Genomic DNA, 18,288 nt, shown 5'->3' with positions numbered 1-18,288 from the left:
CTTATCGCTCCCGGAACGCTTCCCGTGCCTTGAGCACGGGCTTGAGCAGGTAGTCGAGAATGGTTTTTTCACCGGTGCGCACTTCCACCGAAGCGACCATTCCCGGGATGATCGGCAACGATCGGCCACCGGCTTCCAGGCTGCTGCTTTCAGTCAGGACCAGGACGCGGTAGTAGGTATCGTCCGGGCGTCCTGCCGCGGCTTTTTGATCGTCTTTCAAGGTGTCGGGACTGATATGCTCGACGTGCCCCTTGAGCCCGCCATAAATGGCGTAGTCATAGGCCGTGATCTTCACGGTCGCCGGTAAACCGGGGCGCAGGAATGCCACATCGGCGGGGCGAATCTTGCCCTCCACCAGCAACTGGTCCTCCAGGGGGACGATTTCCAGAATGGGTTCGCCGGGCTGGATCACGCCACCCCGGGTGTTGACCCGGACGTTCTTGACGGTGCCATGCACGGGCGCATTGATAGTGGTGCGCTCGACTACGTCCGCACGCCCCACCAGGTTCTCACTGGTCTGCGACAGCTCCAGCTCGAACTTGGCCAGCTCTGAGTTGGCCTCGGCCTGGTAGCGGTTAATACGTTCGACGATTTGCGATTTGATTTCATTGGCCGAACGGCGCATACGCAGAATCTCGACTTCAGACATCAGCCCCTTGGCAGCCAGAGGTTCGGCCAGTTGAATCTCCCGGGCCGACAAGGCATAGCTGCGCTGCAGTGCGTTGATACTTTCGTCCAGGGCGTTTTTGCGCGCCTTGTAGGCTTGCTGTTCCTGCAGAACCACCGCGGGGTCAGTCATGACCATGTCGTCGAACTCTAACGGCTGCTGGTACGCTTCGGCCCGCAAACGGGTAATGCTTGCCTTCAGGCCGATCACCTTGGACAAGGTTTCGCGGTAGCTGGCCTGGGCACGGGTGGGGTCGATCTTGAGCAGAATCTGACCCTTTTCCACCACATCGCCTTCGCGCACATTCATCTCGGCAAGGATCCCGCCTTCCAGGCTTTGAATGATTTGCTCGCGGCTCTTGGAAATAATCTTCGCCTCGCCCAGGGTGATTTCTTCGACTCGCGCGAAGTAGGCCCATATCAGGCCGCCGATCAACACGGCGGCAATGAGCTGGAGGATCAGCCGTGAACCCGGAGTGGTTTGCGCCAGCAGCGACTCCTGAACATCGTTCATGAAGGCGGCATCACCGGGCATAAGGTCCGAGGCAGGTTGGCCCCGACCAAAGAGTTTCTTGATCATTGTGGAGTCACCGCAGGTTGTTCCGGGGGTTTGGCAGGCTCTGCCTTGGCGTCGTTTCTGCTGGAGGCATCAGGTGTCGAGACACGCTGAGGGGCAACCGGCCGCGCCGGGCCGATCTTCACGCCGGCGGGTGGCTTGGCCGGCGTGGAAGCACTCGGTTTTTCCGGGTTTTTGGCGCCGTTGCCATTCAGGGCCTCGAGGATCTTGTCTTTGGGGCCATCGGCGCTTACTTTGCCGTCGTCGACAATAATGATTCGCTCCACCAAGGCGAGCAGGGAGGGGCGGTGTGTCACCACCACCAGGGTCTGGCCTTCGGTGGCACGCTTGAGGTGTTCGAGAAACTGCACCTCGGTCTGGCCGTCCATTGCACTGGTGGGCTCATCGAGCAACAGCAGGCTGGGACGTGCGAGCAGGCTTCGTGCCAGCGAAACCAGCTGACGCTGGCCGCCCGACAGGCCTTCGCCCATTTCGCCGATGGGCAGGTTGATGCCCTTGGGGTGGCGCCCGGCAACATGGTCGAGGCCTGTCAGGCGAATCACCCGCAGGAACTCCTCGGCCGTGGCTTCAGGGCGCCCGATCATCACATTTTCCCGCAGAGTGCCGTAGAACAGGCGCGCATCCTGGCCGACATAGCCAACGGCTTTGCGCCAATCGGCCGGATCAATCTGATTGACGTCCAGGCCGTCAGCGAACATCTGCCCGCTGACCGGCAGATAAAGACGTGCCATGACCCGTAGCAACGTGGATTTGCCACTGCCGATACGACCCAGAATAGCGACGCGCTCACCGGGCTTGATCGCGAGATTGATGCCTTGCAGCACGGCCGGGTTGGGTTGCATGGGAGGGGCGGGATACGCGAAACCGATGTTCTTGAGGCTGATCTGGCCACTGATATCGGGCTTGGGCAAATATTCGCGGGTGACATCACGGTCGACGGGCATCGCCATCAGGCCATTGAGCGAACTCATTGCCGCCTTGGCCTGCTGGAAGCGCAACGCCAGGCCAACGACTTGGCTCAAGGGCGCAGTTGCCCGCCCGGCCAGCATTACGGTGGCGATCAGTGCCCCCATCGTCAGGTCGCCGGCATCAATCAGGTAAACACCGATGACAATCAGCGCCACGGTCTGGATCTGTTGAAAAAACGCCACGCTGCCGGACGCCATGCTGGACAGTTCGCGTGATTTCATCGAGGTGTTGGAGGCCAGCGCGCTGAAGGTTTCCCAGCGACGTTGCATATAGGCTTCCCCACCGATGGCCTTGAGGGTTTCCAGGCCTTCCACGGACTCAATCAACACCCCTTGCTTGAGAGACGCCTCACGCAGGTTTTCTTTCATGGTGCGCGCCAGTGGCCACTGGATGCCCACGCTGATAATCAGAATCAAGGGGATCAACAGCAGCGGCACCCAGCCCAATGGACCGCCGACGGCAAAAATCACTGCCACGAACAGCAGCACGAAGGGCAGGTCGGAAATGGTCGCCAGAGTGGCCGAGGTGGCGAAGTCACGCACCGATTCGAATTCGCGCAGTTGGTTGGCGAATGAGCCCGAGGAGGCGGGCTTGTGTTCCATCTGGATGGACAGGGCCTGGCGAAACAACATCGTGCCCAGTACCAGGTCGGCTTTCTTTCCCGCGAGATCAAGCAAGTGTGCCCGCACATAACGGGCGATGGCCTCGAAGACCATGGCCACGACCACGCCGATGGCCAGCGACCAGAGCGTCACAAACGCCTGGTTGGGGACGACACGGTCATAGACGTTCATGGTGAAGAAAATGCTGGCCAGGGCCAGTACGTTAATCAGCACAGCACCGATAGCAGCACTGCGGTAATAACGGCGATAGCGCCACAGTGTCGAGAACAGCCAATGACCGGCGGCTTGCGGCGTTTCATCGCCGGCGCGCGCATCGATCTTGGCTTTGGGCTTCACGAGAATGGCGAAGCCGGTGTACATCTCGTCCATGGTGGCTTGATCGATGTCCACCGGCGTAGTGCTGATCTCCGGTAGGATCACCTGGTAGCGGCAAGCGCGCTTGTCCTCGGCTTCAGTGTCGGGATGGTATCCGAGTAAGATGCAGCCACCGCGATCCTTGCGCAGCAGAATGATCGGCATCAGTTGTTTTGGGAGCGCTCGTACAGGGCGCTCTACCATGCCCGCGGTCAACCCGGCGTTGGCCAGGCTGCGCATCGCCAGTGAGGGCGTCAGCAGGCCGACTTTGGGTAATCCCGCTGTCAGGGCCTGTGGTGACTTCCCCAGGTTGTAGTGATCGCATGTCCAGGACACGCTCTGCAACAGAGTGTCCTGGATCTGTGTTTGAGGGGCAGGCATCGCCTGTGCGTCCACGTCTTTTTCAACGAGCGCGCTATGAGTAGCCATCAGATATAGTCCTGGGCTGGGCTCGCCTTGTGGCGAGCTTATCGGCGTGTTTGTGCAGGGGGACGCTGGAGTGCAACAGCATTTTGATGAGACCTGGAACGTCTCCCGACCATTGAGATAAGTCTGAGTGTTGAGGGGACATGTGTGAACGAGACTTGTCCCAAAAGCCGCGTAGGCCTGGCCGCCAATACAGGCTCTGGGGACGTCGAAGGAGGGGGTGGATCAGGTCGTTTTCAAAGGCGGTCGGTGGGGCATGTTGGCGCTGTAATACTATGAAAAATCAGGGCTTAACCTATCCATGCTGCGTCGTTGAATTTTTTTTTCAATGGGGGAGATAGGCAAAACTATTTTAAGTTTTCTTTCATTCCACATTTAGGATAACGTTCTTCTGGCGAGGTGAATCTGTAGGAATATTCCTACAGCGCTATCAGAGTTATGGAGTCCTGAGAATGAAGTGGTCGGTTGTTTCACCTCTGCGAATTGTCCTGCTCGATGATCACGCGTTGATTCGAGAAGGTTTGAAAATCCGCCTTTCCTCTGAGTCAGACTTCAAGGTTGCAGGGGTTTTTTCGGGAAGCCCCGAATTGCTCGAAGCGCTACGCAGCGAAACGGCCGATCTGCTGATACTGGATTACCAGTTATCGGACGGCGAACTGGATGGCCTGCGCTTGATCCAGCTGTTGCGTAGTCATTATCCGGATTTACGGATCCTGATTTTTTCTTCAGTGGAGCGACCTGCCACCGTCAATATGGCAATTCGTGCCGGAGCCAATGGTTTTTTTGGTAAGTCCCAGCCGACTGAAGACTTGATGTTTGCAATTCGCACAGTGGCGCTGGATCGGCTGTATCTTTCGCCGTCCATGGCGGCCGAGCTGGACTCGACCCCCAAGGCTCCCGCGGCAGTATCACTTGAAGAGGGAGAGGGGACTGCGCAGAGCAGTGATCCACTGGTCAATTATCCAGCGTTGTCACCCAAGGAGCGCGAAGTCTTGCGTTGTTGCCTGGGAGGGATGTCTGTCTCTCAAATCGCCGCCAAGTTTCTGCGTAGTCGCAAGACCATCAGCGGGCAGAAGCAGGCCGCACTGCGCAAGCTGAATGTGCGCACAGACACCGAGCTGTTCAAGCTGCACCAGGAACTTAAAGACGTTTGAGGGGGCAGGGCCGAGGGATCACGGCTCTGTCAGGCCATTGCGTTTTGCCAGGTCGTAGAGGTCAAGTACGGTGTTTGCATTGAGCTTGGTCAGGATGCGGGTTTTATAGGTACTTATGGTTTTGCCGCTCAACAACATGCGTTCGGCTATTTGCTTGTTGCTCAGCCCCTGAGTCAAATACTGTAAAACCCCGAGTTCCCGTACAGAAAGTGTTCTTAACCTTTCATCTTCGTGATCGGTACCGGCTTCGCGACGCGTGAGGCAAAACGCCTTTTCCGGAAAGTAATTCTGCCCACTCCCCACCGCCCGAATGGCACTGACCAGCTCACACAAATCCTCTTGCTTGCTGACGAAGCCGTGGGCACCCGCTTCCATGCAGCGTATCGCGATGTGGTTCGATATCTGAGCGGTCAGTACGATGATCTTTATCTGGAGATGTAGCGCGGCCAAGCGACTGATAACCGTCAATCCATCGACTTTTGGCAACCCTATGTCGAGTACCACTGTCCCAGGTTGAAACTCGCGGATGAGTTCAATCGCATCCGCCCCATTTTCTGTCTCCCCAACAACCTTGTAGCCTTCACCCTCCAACAGGATGCGGACAGTCATGCGCACCACTGGGTGATCATCGACAATAATTACCTGATTGTTCATGTTGGTCACTGGCGAAAGAAATTTGATTGATTCTTGACGGAAAGTCTGGCAGTTAGCAATTGCTTGAGAGCTTTTTGAGACAAGTCTTGAATTTACAGTTCGGAATGAAAGAGGCGTTTTGTGTGCAAAGAGAAACAACGAAACTTTATTAATGAATTAAACCAATTAAATCAGCGCAAGAAACATCATTGATATTTAACGTTGCACGTAAAATACATGCTGCCCAATGGTTGCTGTTTTCTTTAATGAATTACGCCATACAGGCCGCACTGCGCGGCTATGAAAGTGCGTAGCCCCATAGGTAATATCGTCATGACGCCCCTCAATGACCCGGGTTGCCACACGTTTCGCCTTCGCCCAGGCATCGTGTTCCTCTGGGGGGAAACGGGAAGCACGATTAGTCCAGGAAAACTGATTGCGTTCATACACAACTTGGCAAATCCCCGAGGTTTGCCAGTCGGCACGGTTCATCGTAACCATCGCCACCGCGATCTGCCCCTCAAGCGGCTCACCGCGTGCCTCATGATAAATATTGAGCGCCAGGCACATCAGCGCGTTCTGCAATGTCATTTGGAAGCTCTCTGATCTGAATGGGAAGTCCATCAGGATTAAGGGCCGTGTAATTGACAGCACCTACAGCAATCGATTTTGTAGACCGAGCTATCGGCCAGCCATAGGACCTGTCTCAATTTAAAATGGCACTCCACTCAGTCAGATGGCTAGCGAGCAGGCACGCACTGGCCGTGCCAACAGTTTGGGAGTTGGCTTCTGTTTAGGTTTAACTTCGGATGATTTAATTAAAAGGGTGGAGGGGTTAGCTATCATCATGTGACATCTAATTAACTAAACTAAATAGTCATTTAGTTTAGTTATAATTATCCGCTATTAATGGAGGAGGGTAGCGCATTAAATGAACCAGAGGGCGTTCATCCTTGGTCGCTATCTTCCATAGCATGTGCGGTATCTTGCAAAGCTGCAAACAGACACGTGTAATCGGTAACAAGCCACGTATGCCGTGGCTTTCACTAAATATCTGGAGCAATGAATCATGGATTCTGAGCCTTTGCCAAGCACCTGGGTCATCGAGGAAGCACGTGCTTTTCTGAGAGCCGCACAGATCCTCGAACAAGGTGCTTCAAACGGAGATTTTCATCTGTATTGGCCAGCCGTCATGAATTCGGCGCTCGCAGCGGAGCTGCTTCTTAAGTCATTCCTTGTCGAGGCTGACCCTCGGTTTCCAAGGACTGAATCTGATCCCGAGGGGCACCTTCGTTTGATCGCCGGCTTGCCTGGAAACAGGCATGGCTTGATCGATCTGTACAACGCCATTCCTGCAAAGTTGGCCAACAAGCTGCGTGAAACCTCAGAGCGATTGGCTCCAGGCTTTCCACTGGAAAAATGGATCACGGCTTGTTCGAAGCTTTTTGTTGGCACTCGATATCCATACGAAGCCAATTCGGTTCAAGCTGTTGACCTTGATGTGCTGAAGCTCGCGCCGCACCTGGACCAGGTGCTGGAGGAAATGACTCGTCGACCAGTCAGCAGTTGATTATCAGGGTTTTGATTCTCGCGTCCGCGAAAACGCCGACAGGAGGCAGTGCCAGGCTTCAAATCTGACCGCCAGAGCCCCCCAGCTCCGTATAGGACGGTTCGCATAATGTATATTATGTTAAACGACAGGTCATGTCATAGATGTTCATGAGCCACCTAAACCACTGATTCGACAAACCTGCTTCTGACGTCCACTCTGTCAACGGGCCATGTACGTTGTGTTCATGGTGAGACATTGAATGCGGCACATCTGCGTGCGATCCTCGCTTTCTACTCCTATGCCAGAACCCGAGATTTGGATCAGGCTGGAGTTACTTCCACAGTGGGTTGAACACCGGAAACGTGGAGGATGTACCTGCCGCCGGCCCTGACTACTCAAGGTTGCTTACGGAAGAACAAAGTGATCTGGCCTACCTCCACTCCGAATTTGGTCATGAACGAGCGATTGATCATGGTGTTCTTGTCCATAAGGTACATCCAGTCGTCTAATTCAACCTGATACTCCTTACCATCCACAGGAAGGCTAAGTACGTATTTCCAGCGCAGGGTATTGCCTGCCATCTCACCACGCGCTTCCCCCACCACGTCGTCAGCGGTTCCGCGCCATTGGTTATGACCAACTGGCGTTAGCGTCCACACCCGTTTTTGTTTAGTGCCATCGCTGTAAGTAAATGACTCATCGAGTATTAACTTATTGCCTTCGGACTGGCCATTGATCTCCACGTGGAAGCGCTTGACCACCTCACCTGATCGCTTTTGAAACATGCCCCAAGCTTCGACCCGCCCCTCGAAAAAATCGCGTAGCTCAAGGATGGGCATCTCCTGGCGGTAAGTATGCACATCTACCCGGCTGCAACTCGCGAGACCAATGCTTAGCAGAACTATCAATACCTTTAACATGTGCAACTCCTCAACGGTCTCAGGGATTTAGAACCGCCCAGCAATTGGGATCGCAGCTGCGGGCACGCCAAAAGCTATACAAAACAATTAATTTGTACAGCTGAATCCTCAGGTCGGCGCTACAGCCACACAAACGGACTCCGACGGTCTGTCCAAGGGGGGGCACGCGCATCGCGCAGAAATGGTGCCTGCGACAGCCACCCATACGCATCACGCCTAGGAATGGCGCACATTGTCAGGCGGTTTTTTTAGGCCTACCCTATACAGAACCTATACAGCGCATTAGATAATGTACAATAAAAGCTGACCACTGGCGCTGCAATTTGACGGTGAGAGCAGCATGGCTTCGAGGAATCTTAATGAACACATCAATAGCCGAGCATTACCGTGAAATTCTCGTCGGCGTCGGCGAGAACCCTGAGCGTGAAGGACTGCTGGATACTCCCAAGCGTGCAGCCAAAGCGATGCAGTACCTGTGCAATGGCTACACGATCAGTCTAGAGGATTTGATCAACGGCGCATTGTTCGAATCGCAAAACGACGAAATGGTCATCGTGCGCGACATCGAACTGTATTCGTTGTGTGAGCATCACCTGCTCCCCTTCATCGGCAAGGCTCATGTCGCCTACATCCCCACTGGGCGGGTGCTGGGCCTGTCAAAAGTCGCCCGGGTCGTCGATATGTTCGCCCGCCGCTTACAGATCCAGGAAAACCTTACAAAGCAAATTGCCGACGCTATTGCACACATCACTGATGCGGCCGGCGTGGCCGTGGTCATTGAGGCAAAGCACATGTGCATGATGATGCGGGGCGTGGAGAAACAAAACTCGGTGATGACCACCTCCGTGATGCTGGGCGCCTTTCGCGAGTCGTCCGCTACGCGGCTGGAGTTCCTGCAACTGATTGGGCAACGCAGTTAACGCTCGGAGCTCGCGCAGGCTTGCAGGAGAGACTCAATGAACAGTTCCTTTGAAATGAACGCCTTGGTGATAGGCGCCAGCGGTGCGCTTGGCGCAGCGTTTGGAATGGCTGAAAGCAGATCCATGACGATATCGAGTCGTTACGCATTCCTTTCTCGCTGGCGGCACCCTGGTGAGTCACGTTGCACCGGGGACCTGGCAAATGAGTAAGATTCGCCGACTGTGCCTGGTGCTGGGCGACCAACTGTCTTGGGACTTGGCTTCATTACAGGGGCTGGATCCCGAGCGCGATGCGGTGTTGCTGGTCGAGGTGATGGAGGAAGCAAGCCATGTGCCCCATCACCCACAAAAAATCGCGCTGATCTTCAGTGCGATGCGCCATTTTGCCGAGGCGTTGAAGAAGAGCGGTATCCGTGTGTACTACGTCAGCCTGGATGATCCGCACAACAGTGGATCGGTGCCCGGCGAGTTACGGCGCTGGCACTCACGGCTTCAACCACAGCAACTGCACCTGACTGAATGCGGTGACTGGCGCCTGGAGCAGTCGCTCAAGGACTGTCGCTTAACGATCCAGTGGCATAGCGATAGCCGTTTTCTCTGCACCCGCGGCGAATTTTCGTCTTGGGCCGAGGGCAAAAAGCAGCTGCGGATGGAGTTCTTCTACCGCGAGATGCGGCGCAAAAGTGGCTTGTTGCTTAATGGCGACCGCAGCCCGGTCGGTGGCGCCTGGAACTTTGATGCCGAAAACCGCAAGGCGTTGCCCAAAGGTGTGAGAGCGCCCTCACCCATGCGCTTTTCGGCCGATGCCATCACCCAGGAAGTGCTGGCGCTGGTGGCAAAAAACTTCTCCGGCCACTATGGCGCCCTAGACACCTTCGACTACCCGGTAACCCACGCCGATGCCCAAGCCTTGTGGGATTACTTTCTCGATTGGGGCCTGGCTGCGTTCGGCGACTACCAGGATGCGATGGCCAGTGACGAACCCTTCCTGTTTCATGCGCGGATCAGCGCCGCGCTAAATATCGGCCTGCTGGATCTGCGCCAGTTGTGCAGCGACGTCGAAGCCGCGTACTGGGCGCAGCGGATTCCGCTGAACGCTGCCGAAGGCTTCATTCGTCAACTGATCGGTTGGCGGGAATACGTCCGAGGCATCTACTGGTTGAAGATGCCTGAATATGCCGACGGAAATGAATTCAGCAACACAAGGTTGCTTCCAGAGTTCTACTGGACAGGCGAAACGAAGATGAACTGCATGCGCCAAGCCATTAACCAAAGCCTTAAGCATGCCTACGCTCATCACATCCAACGGCTAATGGTTACCGGCAATTTCGCTTTGCTCGCAGGTATCGCGCCGAGTCAAATATGTGAGTGGTATCTGGCAATCTACATGGACGCGTTCGACTGGGTGGAGTTGCCCAACACACTTGGTATGGTCATGCATGCAGACGGCGGCTACATGGGATCTAAGCCTTACTGTGCGAGCGGCCAATACATCAAACGCATGTCCGATTATTGTCGTGGCTGCGCATACAAGGTGAGCGAAAGCACCACAGATGACGCCTGCCCTTTCAATGCGCTTTATTGGCACTTCCTGATACGTCACAGCGATCGCCTGCGCAGCAATCACCGTATGGGCATGCAGTATAAAAACCTCGACCGAATGCCTGAATCAAAGCAGCAAGCGCTCTGGCAACGTGGTCAATTGTTGCTCGCAAACTTAGATGACGGTGAATCACTTTGAAAAAGAGTGAACTCCCGGTCAAAACCTGCATGACTTGCGGCCTTCCCTTCCTATGGAGGAAGAAATGGGCGCGCTGCTGGGAGGAAGTTCGTTACTGTTCTGAGCGCTGCCGGCGTAGTAATCCTGCCCAGTGCTGAGCCAAAAAATGGCCATCACAGGCCCTTTTGTACTCAAGCCAAAATCACTTGCTTAGCCAGGAGGTCGATGTGATGTTAGGCGTTTTAGAAGGTCACACCAAAAACACAACCTGAGCCTACAACGATGTGCGCCATGAAATTTTCAGTTAGGAATAAATTGGGAGCGGTAGTTGAAATGTATCAGGTCGTGCGAAGAGGTACCCTTGCATAAGATCTATGCCTAAGCGGAGTAATGCATCACTCTCATCACGGGTTTCAATACCTTCGGCCACAACCACTATATTTAAACGGTTTGCGACTAAAACAATACCTTCGACTATTGCAATTCTAACTGGGTCTTTGTCAATGTTTCTTGTGAGAGCCATGTCAATTTTTAGCACATGAGGTTGGAACATCGCCAATAAATTCAACCCCGAGTAACCCGAGCCGAAATCGTCGATAGATGTAGTGAAACCTTGACGATTGTACTCTTCGAAAATCCCCTTTAGATGCATAGGGTCATCAACACGCTCACCTTCGGTCACTTCGAACATTAGCCTCTCTGGAGGGAACCCAAACAGCCTGGCAGCCTCCAGAGTGGCTCGAATGCAGGTTTCGGGTCGATACACAGCATTTGGCAAAAAATTGATACTGAGCTTGCAGTCTGGAATGCCCAGCAAACCTAGTTCCGTCGCTCTCTCGATAGCCTTGACTCGGCATGCTTGGTCAAAGCGGTATCGGTTGTCGTCATTAACCTGATCCAAGATGCTCGCCGCCGACTCACCGTTCACCCCGCGTACAAGGGCTTCATAGGCGAAGGTTGTGCGCGTTCTTACGTTAACGATTGGCTGGAATGCCATTATGAAATCGAACCCCAACCCTTCTAGATTTCGGCACTCTGCGCAGCCGACTGATACGAACGTAGAGAACGCAATATTACGGGGCATGGCTGATCCTCCAGATTTTTAGCAACCCTACCCTATAATTTTCGAGCTTTCAGTATGTATCGGCACTGATCTGGCTTCGTTGAAGGCGCATGTTCATCGCGCGCAACGCGCCAGCCTAATAGTGAGGTGTCGTTCGCCATAATATTGATGAGAAGCAGGCCGAAAACCAGCATGGATAAAGGCAATGCCCGTTTTTCGCCACGCCAATATCTTGTTTTGCGCATTTCCAAGCAGAGCCAGCATCACTGGCACCAGCGCGATGAATGCCGGCGTCAGGACACCGATTCGACAAACCCGGTTTATCCAATTGTGCAATTCCTCAACGCCCCCCGGGTTTGGATCCACCCAGCAACTGGGCTCGCAGCTCCGGGTTGCGTGTTCGGGGGTCAAGCCAGATGGCAAAAAAGGCTTTGGCGAAAGCTTCATCCCTCACCACGCGCCTTAGGTTGTCGCCGAAGTAAAACCGTACGCCCTCTCCAGGAACATAAACGCCCGTGATGCGGTCGCCTGCGCGCACATTGACGAACGCGTGCTGCATTTCCCGCTCCCAGCGGCCCATCAGCTCTGAGTTCAGGCCGTAGGGTGACAAGCGACGGATTTCCTTGATGCTGGCCTCGACTAGATCGTCGCGGCTAATAGCGCGGCTGTAGGTGAGTTCAAGCGCAAAAGGTGCATCTGCAACCAGCGGCTCACCGGCGATCAGGCGTGGGCTCCAGAACTGCGCGCTGTAGACCGAGAAACCGAATACTCGCATATCCCCGCTGCCCAACAGATGGGCATTGGGGACCGCCTCACGCCAATCGGCAAATATGTCCGCGCTCTGGAGCATAAGAGCAATACAGATAAGGTGGCGGACCAAGCTATCGTTGCGCGTAGCCATGCAAATACCTCGATAAGACTCTTGGATACCTATGCGCTCGCCACGCGTCAATTGCGGGTGCGTAGCCGGATGGCATTGGCCCGTGGTTAACACGCATAAGCATTGCGCACATTGTCAGGTGGTTATTTTAGGCCTATCTTAGATAAAACCTATACAAGGTATAGTGCAATGTACAACAAAAATCCTTGGCCACTGACGCTGTACTTTGACGGTAACTGTCCATTGTGCGCGCGGGAAATCAAGATCCTGCGCCGACACGCCACAGAGGGCCGACTGCTATTTATTGACTTAAACAGCGCTGAATTTGACGCCAAGGCCCTTGGCTTTACGTTCGAGCACATGCAGTCCGTACTTCACGCCCGTTTCGCCGACGGCCGCTGGGTTGAAGGCTTGGACGCCACCCTATGGAGCTGGCGTGCCGCCGGCCTGGGATTCTGGGCCAGCCCCCTGACCTGGCGTGCACTTCGACCGCTGCTGGCGTTCGGTTATCAGCTGTTCTGCCGCTTGCGCCCCCATTTGGCGTGGTTGCCTCACCCGGATGGGCGACGTCGATGTGTCGATAACCGTTGCGCAGTGCCGGAATCACAACACGCACCCGACGCGTCGGACACCTTGAAAACGAGGCAGCCTTAGAGCGCTACTCATGAACAGCCCCTTCGAAATGAACTCCCTTGGCGACGGCTATCGCGCCTTAGTGATAGGCGCCAGTGGAGCCCTTGGCACGGCGTTTTGTCGGTTGCTCAAAGAAGATCCACGCTGCTCGGTTGTTCGCGAACTGACGCGTCATAGTCTTCCGGAGTTGGATCTGGAAGAGCCCGAGAGTATCGCCAAAGCCGCCGCCGAATTAGCTGGAGAAGCCCCGTACCAGTTAATCCTGCATGCTGCGGGCCTGCTCCATCGCAAAGAAATCAAGCCGGAAAAGAGTTACTCCGCCATTGAGGCGGATGCGTTTCAGGCAGTGTTCCAGGTCAACGCCCTGGGACCAGCGCTTGTTTTGCGTCACTTTTTGCCATTGCTCGACCCTCGTGGCGCGATGGCGGTGCTTTCGGCCAAGGTTGGCAGCATCGGCGATAACCGTTTGGGCGGCTGGTATGCATATCGCGCCTCCAAGGCCGCGTTGAACATGTTGATTAAAACCGCGGCGATCGAACTGGCGCGAACCCGCCCGCAAACCCGCTTGCTGAGCCTGCATCCAGGCACCGTTATTTCAGGCCTTTCACAGCCCTTTCGTGGTGCATCGGCAGCCAGGCCGGCACACATTGCTGCCCGCGAGTTGTTATCGCTGATTGACCGTCTGACTGCTGCCGACAGCGGCAATTTTTTTGCTTATAACGGCGAGCGCCTACCCTGGTAGGCAAGGAGTAAACCTTGAATTTGCAAGCACTGACCGAGCGGGCCGCGAAGGGCGAAATACGCGAGCTGGAGTTGCTGTCACTCGAAGGTGGTTTTTATCTGGCACGAATCCGCCTGGATCACGGCCAGTTCACCCTGCTTGATGATGCGGCCAAGCCGATGCGCCTGCGGTCGACCACCCACCTGCGCGACTTGCTGCAGACCGTGCCGGCATTTCCTTGCGTGCTGGTGCAGCAATGCGCGCACGACGAAATGTGCGGCCGGGATTCAGGGCCTGTCGAGGAGCTGCGTATCCCGTTTTCGCTCACCACGCCATTATGAGCAGGCAAGCACGCGATAAATCTCAGAAACAACCTGCAATGTTGCCTCTTCAAGCGTTCCCTCGTTGCGGCATAAAACCCAGCCTTGATCTGCAACCGCTCGCTCGAACGCCTGGGTACAGGCAACATGTTCTTCCAGCGTATGCATCACAGTACTGCTCAGCCCGCGCCGTCGTGCTGCGGCCCTCGCCCATGAAACTTCAGGGGCGGTGACAATCCCGACGTGCAAGTCTGGCACTTGCACGTTGCGATCAATGTTCAACTGGAGAATGTCTGCAAACGGGACTATGCGCCGAAACGCGGCATCAGACGGGTACCAGCGATCAATCAACACAATGCTGCCCGGAGGTTGTTTAGTCAGCACCTGTCGGGAAATCCATGCACGGCTATCCGCAAGGCGTTCACACACCTGCAACTCCAGATCCCGGCAGGGATTTCTCACCAGCTTGTTAACGAGGGTCATTGTTTCCCGTCTAAAGGGATCGCTTTTTTTCTCGCAAAGTCGGATTACCGTTTTGGCGTCTGCCCTCAGTACTTTCGTAACGGCTTCCAACAGTGTGGTTTTGCCGGTGCCCTTGGGCCCATCCAGAGAAACAAACAGCGGAGGATTCATTGTTGCAGTTCAACCAACCGCTGGTTGTAACTGTCACGAATGCAGGCCTGTTTGTCGTCAGCTTTCCAGCAGTCGTTGCGCCCCTTGATCCAGCCACGTTGCTCGGCCTTGAGCATCTTGGCCTGGCTGCCGGCCTTTTTCAGCGCGGTGTTGTAGGTGCTCGCCATCTGGCGATCCAGGGCGGAAAGCGCTTCGCTGCCGCAAATCAGCGTTTCCACGGAGCTGGCCATGTTTGCGCTGCACTTGAACGAAGGTCCGGTCTGGGCCTGTGCGCTAATGGCGAAAATGGCGACTGGCAACAGCGCCGCGCGGATGAATGAATGCATAGGAGTCTTCCTGTAAAGGTGTCGATGGCCACATCGATGCGGGCCCACGTTGACCGCTGCAACGCGTATGATTCTGTCACGCTTTCTAGATGTGGCACTGCATAGGTCAACAATGGCAAAAATCAGCGTTAGCAACAAGGCGACCACGCCAGGCCGAAAAAATCTCACGGCCGCCGATCGTCAGCAGCAGATGGTCGAACGGGCGATCACCCTCTTCGCCCAGAAAGGCTTTGCGCTGACCACCCGCGAGCTGGCCGAGGGGCTGCAGGTCACCCAGCCCCTGCTCTACCGCTACTTTCCCAGTAAGCAATTACTCATCGAACAGGTGTACCAGCAGGTGTTCATGAACCGCTGGGACCCTGAGCTGGAGCAGCAGCTCAAGGACCGCACGCGTCCTTTAAGGGAACGGCTGATTGATTACTTTATCGGTTATACCCGCACCATCCTGAGCAATGAGTGGGTGCGGATCTTTCTGTACGCCGGCCTGCAGGACCCGGAGTTGAACCAGCGCTATCTCAAACAATTGCACGAGACGGTGTTCCTGACGATCATCGAAGAGCTGCGTCATCAGAAGCAACTGAGCGCCCCGCTGGATAAACACGCGCTGAGTCTTGAGATCGAAGTGCTGTGGGGCTTCCACAGCAGCTTCTTTTACCTGGGGGTGCGCAAGTGGGTGTATCAGATGCCCGTCCCTGAGAATCTGACCGAACTGATTACCCTGCGGGTCAATGCCTTCCTCGATGGCGCCCTGCATAACGAGGCGTAGTGAAGGCCGTTTACGGGGCGTCGATTTCCGCAAAGAGATACACCAGGCAAAAGCCATCCATGGGTATGACCGGGTTGGTCCAGATCATGCGCGAATGCCGGGCCTGTTCGGCGAAGACTTCGACCAGCACGTCAGACGCGCCATCCAGGGCTTTGGGGTGCTCATGGAAATCCTCCGCCACATTCAGTACGCCTTCCAGCCGATAGACCTGGCGGATACGGCTCAAATCCCCCACCGCATCCTTGAGCTGGGCAATTGCATTCAATGCCGCCAGGCGACAGGCCGCATACCCTTGCTCCAGGTTCAGGTCGCGGCCCAGGCGCCCACGGTACAGCAGCCGGCCATCAATCCAGGGGAATTGCCCGGAGGTCATCAAGGTATTGCCAACAATGCTCCAGGGCACGTAGTTACCCAGGGCCGGGGCGGGAACAGGCAAGGTGATGCCGGCGGCCTGCAGACGCGATTCAGGGGTGGTCATGATCGGTTCCTGTTTTGATTGTGTTCAGGCCAATGGCGCCAGCCAGGAGGCGAGAGTCTGCGGGTTGTTCAGTAGCCAGCCCTCAGCCGCCTGGTCCGCACTTTTACCCTGGCGATTGAGGGCGTAATCCAACTCGGCGACAATCGCATTGCTCAGACGGATGTTATCGAGCACCTGCAATTGCGCCTCGCTGAACCGCCCCAGGCGATCAACCCGCGCCAACAGCACCGCACGGTCGACACTGCCCAGCAGCCCCTTGGGATCATTGAGATCACGGATACGATGGCGGAAATGCAGGAACTGCGGATGCCAAAGTGGCACCACGCCCCATCTGCCCTCCTCGACCAGCGCCTCGAACGCCGCCACGCATTGTTCCTGGGTGCCGGTGCGGAACTGGTAGCCCGCCGCCGCAAGGCCGTAGTCCTCCATCATCCGCAGCGAAAACCGGGTAATCCCGGCGCCCGGGCCAATCCCCTGGATCAGCGTGTGCATACGGGCGATAACCTCAGGTTTGCGCAGGTCATCCACGGAGTCCACCTGCGACACCGGCACATAGTCGGGCACACCCCACAACGCATACGGGGTGTAATGCAGGCCCAATTCGCGGGTGGCGACCACCTCTTCCACCCGGGCTTTGTACATCCCATGGCTGGACGGGATCCATGCGGAGGCAATCATGTCGATGCTGCCAGCACGCAACTGCTCGAAATTGGCCTCGTGCAGCGCATACGAACGCTCCACCCCAAAGCCCATGCGCTGCAATACCGAAGCAACCACCGCGGCTGTCGCACGATGAAAGGACAGATCAGTCACACCGAGTCGTACCATGGTTGGGCTCCTCTCAGGGTTATTGCCACGGGCCAGCAGCGGCGCCAATAACGCTGCGCTGCCCAGGGCTTGAATCACACGTCGACGTTTGAAGTCCATCAGCGACCTTCCGCAGACGGGCCAATGGCAAGGCTCGCCATGGCCTCGCCGACAATCCGGGTTCCTGGCACATAGTCAAAGATCATTTCGATGGTGATGCCGTTGGGGTCTTCAAGAAACAGCTGGTGCTCGCCAATCTGCGGAATCACCCGTTCGCGAAAGGCGATGCCCAGGGATTGCAGGCGGTTCTGCACGGTTTCCAGCCCTTCACAACGCAGCGAGACATGGTCAAGGGCGCCCGACCCGTAGCCGCCCGGCTTCTCGCCCAGATAGGCCTGCAGATCCTTGTCACCGCCCACGATACTGGCGATGTGCAAGAGCGGACGGCCGCCGGCGTACATCCAGCAGCCAGGGAAACGAAAATCCGGGCGCGGCCCAGGTGACAGGCCAACCACTTGTTCAAAAAACTCGGCGGTCTTGCCCCATTGTTCGGTGCGAATGGTGAAATGGTCGAGCGCTAGGACTCCCATGTTCTCTCCTGACAGTGCGGATTAGAGACGGTACAGCTGCATATTTTATCATTCGATAATTTATTTCAAGGGATAATTTATCGACCGATAACTAGTGCGTAGCGTTTACTATCCACGCTGTTCCATTCACCTAGGGCTCCCCATGAGCAACCACGACCTCAGCTTCACCCCCGACCTCGACCCGGATTCGATTTCCTCCGACGTCATCGGCTTCAACGGCATCCTGGTCTCCACACAAATCCCGGTACGCGCCGATGGCAGCCTGGAATTGGGCGATGTCACTGCGCAAAGCGAATGCACCCTGCAAGCCCTCAAAGTCGCCCTCGAACGCGCCGGCAGCAGCATGGACCGGGTCATGCACTTGACCATCTACCTCACTGACATGGCCGACCGCGCCGCATTCAACGAGGTGTACAAGCGCTTCTTCGCCAAACCCTGGCCGGTACGCGCGGCGGTTGGCGTGGCGTCGTTGGCGGTCGAAGGCATGCGGGTTGAAGTCACGGCGATGGCCGCCAAGGGCTGAGCCCGGCGCGTCATTGGGCATCCAGCGGGTGCCC

At 56.0% G+C, this 18,288-nt stretch carries 22 protein-coding genes; 10 read left to right on the top strand and 12 right to left on the bottom strand.

From position 1 onward, the window contains the following. Position 1: 1 nt before the first annotated feature. Both HU773_RS14020 and HU773_RS14015 read right to left on the bottom strand, forming a co-directional pair. The gene (locus HU773_RS14020; RefSeq protein ID WP_057959644.1) at positions 2–1,246 is read right to left on the bottom strand and encodes an HlyD family type I secretion periplasmic adaptor subunit; all 1,245 of its coding nucleotides are present in this window, start codon (positions 1,244–1,246) and stop codon (positions 2–4) included. Then, positions 1,243–3,570 (bottom strand): type I secretion system permease/ATPase, encoded by a 2,328-nt coding sequence (locus HU773_RS14015; protein ID WP_202883633.1) that lies wholly within the window; start codon positions 3,568–3,570, stop codon positions 1,243–1,245. Before HU773_RS14015 ends, HU773_RS14020 begins: the two co-directional genes overlap by 4 nt. A gap of 497 nt (positions 3,571–4,067) precedes the next feature. Between HU773_RS14015 and HU773_RS14010 the strand changes: the two genes are divergently transcribed. Then, positions 4,068–4,769 (top strand): response regulator transcription factor, encoded by a 702-nt coding sequence (locus tag HU773_RS14010; protein WP_186626232.1) that lies wholly within the window; start codon positions 4,068–4,070, stop codon positions 4,767–4,769. An 18-nt stretch (positions 4,770–4,787) separates the two neighbouring features. On the opposite strand, the gene HU773_RS14005 is transcribed toward HU773_RS14010, so the two are convergent. Together HU773_RS14005 and HU773_RS14000 are read right to left on the bottom strand one after the other, a co-directional pair. Continuing rightward, positions 4,788–5,423: a response regulator transcription factor gene (locus HU773_RS14005; RefSeq protein WP_057959646.1), complete on the bottom strand. Its 636-nt coding sequence runs from the start codon at positions 5,421–5,423 to the stop codon at positions 4,788–4,790. Positions 5,424–5,618: 195 nt separating this feature from the next. After that, a complete protein-coding gene (locus tag HU773_RS14000; protein ID WP_186626231.1) occupies positions 5,619–5,993 on the bottom strand; it encodes a cell wall hydrolase in 375 nt (124 codons plus the stop codon). Between the two features lie 478 nt (positions 5,994–6,471). Between HU773_RS14000 and HU773_RS13995 the strand changes: the two genes are divergently transcribed. Next, positions 6,472–6,972: a HEPN domain-containing protein gene (locus HU773_RS13995; RefSeq protein ID WP_186626230.1), complete on the top strand. Its 501-nt coding sequence runs from the start codon at positions 6,472–6,474 to the stop codon at positions 6,970–6,972. A 377-nt stretch (positions 6,973–7,349) separates the two neighbouring features. On the opposite strand, the gene HU773_RS13990 is transcribed toward HU773_RS13995, so the two are convergent. After that, positions 7,350–7,874, bottom strand: a complete 525-nt coding sequence (locus HU773_RS13990) for a DUF3833 domain-containing protein (protein WP_057959648.1) — start codon at positions 7,872–7,874, stop codon at positions 7,350–7,352. 359 nt (positions 7,875–8,233) lie between these two features. On the opposite strand from HU773_RS13990, the gene folE reads away from it, so the two are divergent. The 3 genes from folE (at position 8,234) to HU773_RS13975 (ending at position 10,672) form a co-directional block, all read left to right on the top strand. Beyond that, positions 8,234–8,794 carry a GTP cyclohydrolase I FolE gene (gene folE, locus HU773_RS13985; RefSeq protein WP_057436461.1) on the top strand — a complete coding sequence of 187 codons (561 nt, stop codon included), beginning with the start codon at positions 8,234–8,236 and terminating at the stop codon, positions 8,792–8,794. Positions 8,795–8,996: 202 nt separating this feature from the next. Next, positions 8,997–10,535, top strand: coding sequence for a cryptochrome/photolyase family protein (locus tag HU773_RS13980; RefSeq protein WP_186626229.1), 1,539 nt, complete (start codon positions 8,997–8,999; stop codon positions 10,533–10,535). Beyond that, positions 10,532–10,672, top strand: a complete 141-nt coding sequence (locus tag HU773_RS13975) for a DUF2256 domain-containing protein (RefSeq protein ID WP_186626228.1) — start codon at positions 10,532–10,534, stop codon at positions 10,670–10,672. The genes HU773_RS13980 and HU773_RS13975 overlap by 4 nt, the downstream gene beginning before the upstream one ends. A 146-nt stretch (positions 10,673–10,818) precedes the next feature. Here the strand turns inward: HU773_RS13975 and HU773_RS13970 are convergent, their stop codons facing one another. Continuing rightward, positions 10,819–11,598, bottom strand: coding sequence for an EAL domain-containing protein (locus HU773_RS13970; protein ID WP_057959652.1), 780 nt, complete (start codon positions 11,596–11,598; stop codon positions 10,819–10,821). A gap of 319 nt (positions 11,599–11,917) precedes the next feature. After that, positions 11,918–12,478, bottom strand: a complete 561-nt coding sequence (locus tag HU773_RS13965; RefSeq protein ID WP_225923786.1) for a chalcone isomerase family protein — start codon at positions 12,476–12,478, stop codon at positions 11,918–11,920. A gap of 168 nt (positions 12,479–12,646) precedes the next feature. On the opposite strand from HU773_RS13965, the gene HU773_RS13960 reads away from it, so the two are divergent. Genes HU773_RS13960 through HU773_RS13950 form a run of 3 tightly spaced genes read left to right on the top strand, consistent with a single transcriptional unit; the run spans position 12,647 to position 14,152 of the window. Continuing rightward, positions 12,647–13,111 (top strand): thiol-disulfide oxidoreductase DCC family protein, encoded by a 465-nt coding sequence (locus tag HU773_RS13960; RefSeq protein ID WP_186626227.1) that lies wholly within the window; start codon positions 12,647–12,649, stop codon positions 13,109–13,111. Between the two features lie 10 nt (positions 13,112–13,121). Then, positions 13,122–13,832, top strand: coding sequence for an SDR family NAD(P)-dependent oxidoreductase (locus HU773_RS13955; protein ID WP_186626226.1), 711 nt, complete (start codon positions 13,122–13,124; stop codon positions 13,830–13,832). A gap of 14 nt (positions 13,833–13,846) precedes the next feature. Then, entirely contained in the window at positions 13,847–14,152 is a 306-nt protein-coding gene (locus HU773_RS13950) for a DUF6482 family protein (protein WP_115128216.1), read from the top strand. Here the strand turns inward: HU773_RS13950 and HU773_RS13945 are convergent. Both HU773_RS13945 and HU773_RS13940 read right to left on the bottom strand, forming a co-directional pair. Further along, positions 14,147–14,764, bottom strand: coding sequence for a dTMP kinase (locus HU773_RS13945; protein WP_120733108.1), 618 nt, complete (start codon positions 14,762–14,764; stop codon positions 14,147–14,149). The two genes, HU773_RS13950 and HU773_RS13945, sit on opposite strands and share 6 nt — an antisense overlap. Further along, a complete protein-coding gene (locus HU773_RS13940) occupies positions 14,761–15,090 on the bottom strand; it encodes a lysozyme inhibitor LprI family protein (RefSeq protein WP_057959657.1) in 330 nt (109 codons plus the stop codon). The genes HU773_RS13945 and HU773_RS13940 overlap by 4 nt, the downstream gene beginning before the upstream one ends. Positions 15,091–15,202: 112 nt before the next feature. On the opposite strand from HU773_RS13940, the gene HU773_RS13935 reads away from it, so the two are divergent. Further along, positions 15,203–15,856, top strand: coding sequence for a TetR/AcrR family transcriptional regulator (locus HU773_RS13935; RefSeq protein ID WP_198799261.1), 654 nt, complete (start codon positions 15,203–15,205; stop codon positions 15,854–15,856). Positions 15,857–15,866: 10 nt separating this feature from the next. Here HU773_RS13935 and HU773_RS13930 read toward each other — a convergent pair whose 3' ends face one another. The 3 genes from HU773_RS13930 to HU773_RS13920 are packed head-to-tail and all read right to left on the bottom strand — an operon-like array spanning position 15,867 to position 17,731. Next, a complete protein-coding gene (locus HU773_RS13930) occupies positions 15,867–16,334 on the bottom strand; it encodes an Atu1372/SO_1960 family protein (RefSeq protein WP_057438472.1) in 468 nt (155 codons plus the stop codon). 24 nt (positions 16,335–16,358) lie between these two features. Continuing rightward, the gene (locus HU773_RS13925; protein ID WP_186626225.1) at positions 16,359–17,261 is read right to left on the bottom strand and encodes a glycine betaine ABC transporter substrate-binding protein; all 903 of its coding nucleotides are present in this window, start codon (positions 17,259–17,261) and stop codon (positions 16,359–16,361) included. Then, positions 17,261–17,731, bottom strand: a complete 471-nt coding sequence (locus tag HU773_RS13920; protein ID WP_115128212.1) for a VOC family protein — start codon at positions 17,729–17,731, stop codon at positions 17,261–17,263. Before HU773_RS13920 ends, HU773_RS13925 begins: the two co-directional genes overlap by 1 nt. A 142-nt stretch (positions 17,732–17,873) precedes the next feature. Here HU773_RS13920 and HU773_RS13915 point away from each other — a divergent pair, with 142 nt between their 5' ends. Beyond that, the gene (locus tag HU773_RS13915) at positions 17,874–18,254 is read left to right on the top strand and encodes a RidA family protein (protein WP_057438469.1); all 381 of its coding nucleotides are present in this window, start codon (positions 17,874–17,876) and stop codon (positions 18,252–18,254) included. The last annotated feature ends 34 nt before the right edge of the window (positions 18,255–18,288 follow it).

This window comes from Pseudomonas shahriarae (assembly GCF_014268455.2).
In the GTDB taxonomy this organism is placed as follows: Bacteria; Pseudomonadota; Gammaproteobacteria; order Pseudomonadales; family Pseudomonadaceae; genus Aquipseudomonas; species Aquipseudomonas shahriarae.
This window is presented reverse-complemented; position numbering and strand designations above follow the sequence as displayed.

Coding starts and splice junctions, on each gene's coding strand:
- HU773_RS14020 (WP_057959644.1), bottom strand. CDS start 1,246: ATGATCAAGAAACTCTTTGGTCGGGGCCAACCTGCCTCGGACCTTATG.
- HU773_RS14015 (WP_202883633.1), bottom strand. CDS start 3,570: ATGCCTGCCCCTCAAACACAGATCCAGGACACTCTGTTGCAGAGCGTG.
- HU773_RS14010 (WP_186626232.1), top strand. CDS start 4,068: ATGAAGTGGTCGGTTGTTTCACCTCTGCGAATTGTCCTGCTCGATGAT.
- HU773_RS14005 (WP_057959646.1), bottom strand. CDS start 5,423: ATGAACAATCAGGTAATTATTGTCGATGATCACCCAGTGGTGCGCATG.
- HU773_RS14000 (WP_186626231.1), bottom strand. CDS start 5,993: ATGACATTGCAGAACGCGCTGATGTGCCTGGCGCTCAATATTTATCAT.
- HU773_RS13995 (WP_186626230.1), top strand. CDS start 6,472: ATGGATTCTGAGCCTTTGCCAAGCACCTGGGTCATCGAGGAAGCACGT.
- HU773_RS13990 (WP_057959648.1), bottom strand. CDS start 7,874: ATGTTAAAGGTATTGATAGTTCTGCTAAGCATTGGTCTCGCGAGTTGC.
- folE (WP_057436461.1), top strand. CDS start 8,234: ATGAACACATCAATAGCCGAGCATTACCGTGAAATTCTCGTCGGCGTC.
- HU773_RS13980 (WP_186626229.1), top strand. CDS start 8,997: ATGAGTAAGATTCGCCGACTGTGCCTGGTGCTGGGCGACCAACTGTCT.
- HU773_RS13970 (WP_057959652.1), bottom strand. CDS start 11,598: ATGCCCCGTAATATTGCGTTCTCTACGTTCGTATCAGTCGGCTGCGCA.
- HU773_RS13965 (WP_225923786.1), bottom strand. CDS start 12,478: ATGGCTACGCGCAACGATAGCTTGGTCCGCCACCTTATCTGTATTGCT.
- HU773_RS13960 (WP_186626227.1), top strand. CDS start 12,647: ATGTACAACAAAAATCCTTGGCCACTGACGCTGTACTTTGACGGTAAC.
- HU773_RS13955 (WP_186626226.1), top strand. CDS start 13,122: ATGAACAGCCCCTTCGAAATGAACTCCCTTGGCGACGGCTATCGCGCC.
- HU773_RS13945 (WP_120733108.1), bottom strand. CDS start 14,764: ATGAATCCTCCGCTGTTTGTTTCTCTGGATGGGCCCAAGGGCACCGGC.
- HU773_RS13940 (WP_057959657.1), bottom strand. CDS start 15,090: ATGCATTCATTCATCCGCGCGGCGCTGTTGCCAGTCGCCATTTTCGCC.
- HU773_RS13935 (WP_198799261.1), top strand. CDS start 15,203: ATGGCAAAAATCAGCGTTAGCAACAAGGCGACCACGCCAGGCCGAAAA.
- HU773_RS13930 (WP_057438472.1), bottom strand. CDS start 16,334: ATGACCACCCCTGAATCGCGTCTGCAGGCCGCCGGCATCACCTTGCCT.
- HU773_RS13925 (WP_186626225.1), bottom strand. CDS start 17,261: ATGGACTTCAAACGTCGACGTGTGATTCAAGCCCTGGGCAGCGCAGCG.
- HU773_RS13920 (WP_115128212.1), bottom strand. CDS start 17,731: ATGGGAGTCCTAGCGCTCGACCATTTCACCATTCGCACCGAACAATGG.
- HU773_RS13915 (WP_057438469.1), top strand. CDS start 17,874: ATGAGCAACCACGACCTCAGCTTCACCCCCGACCTCGACCCGGATTCG.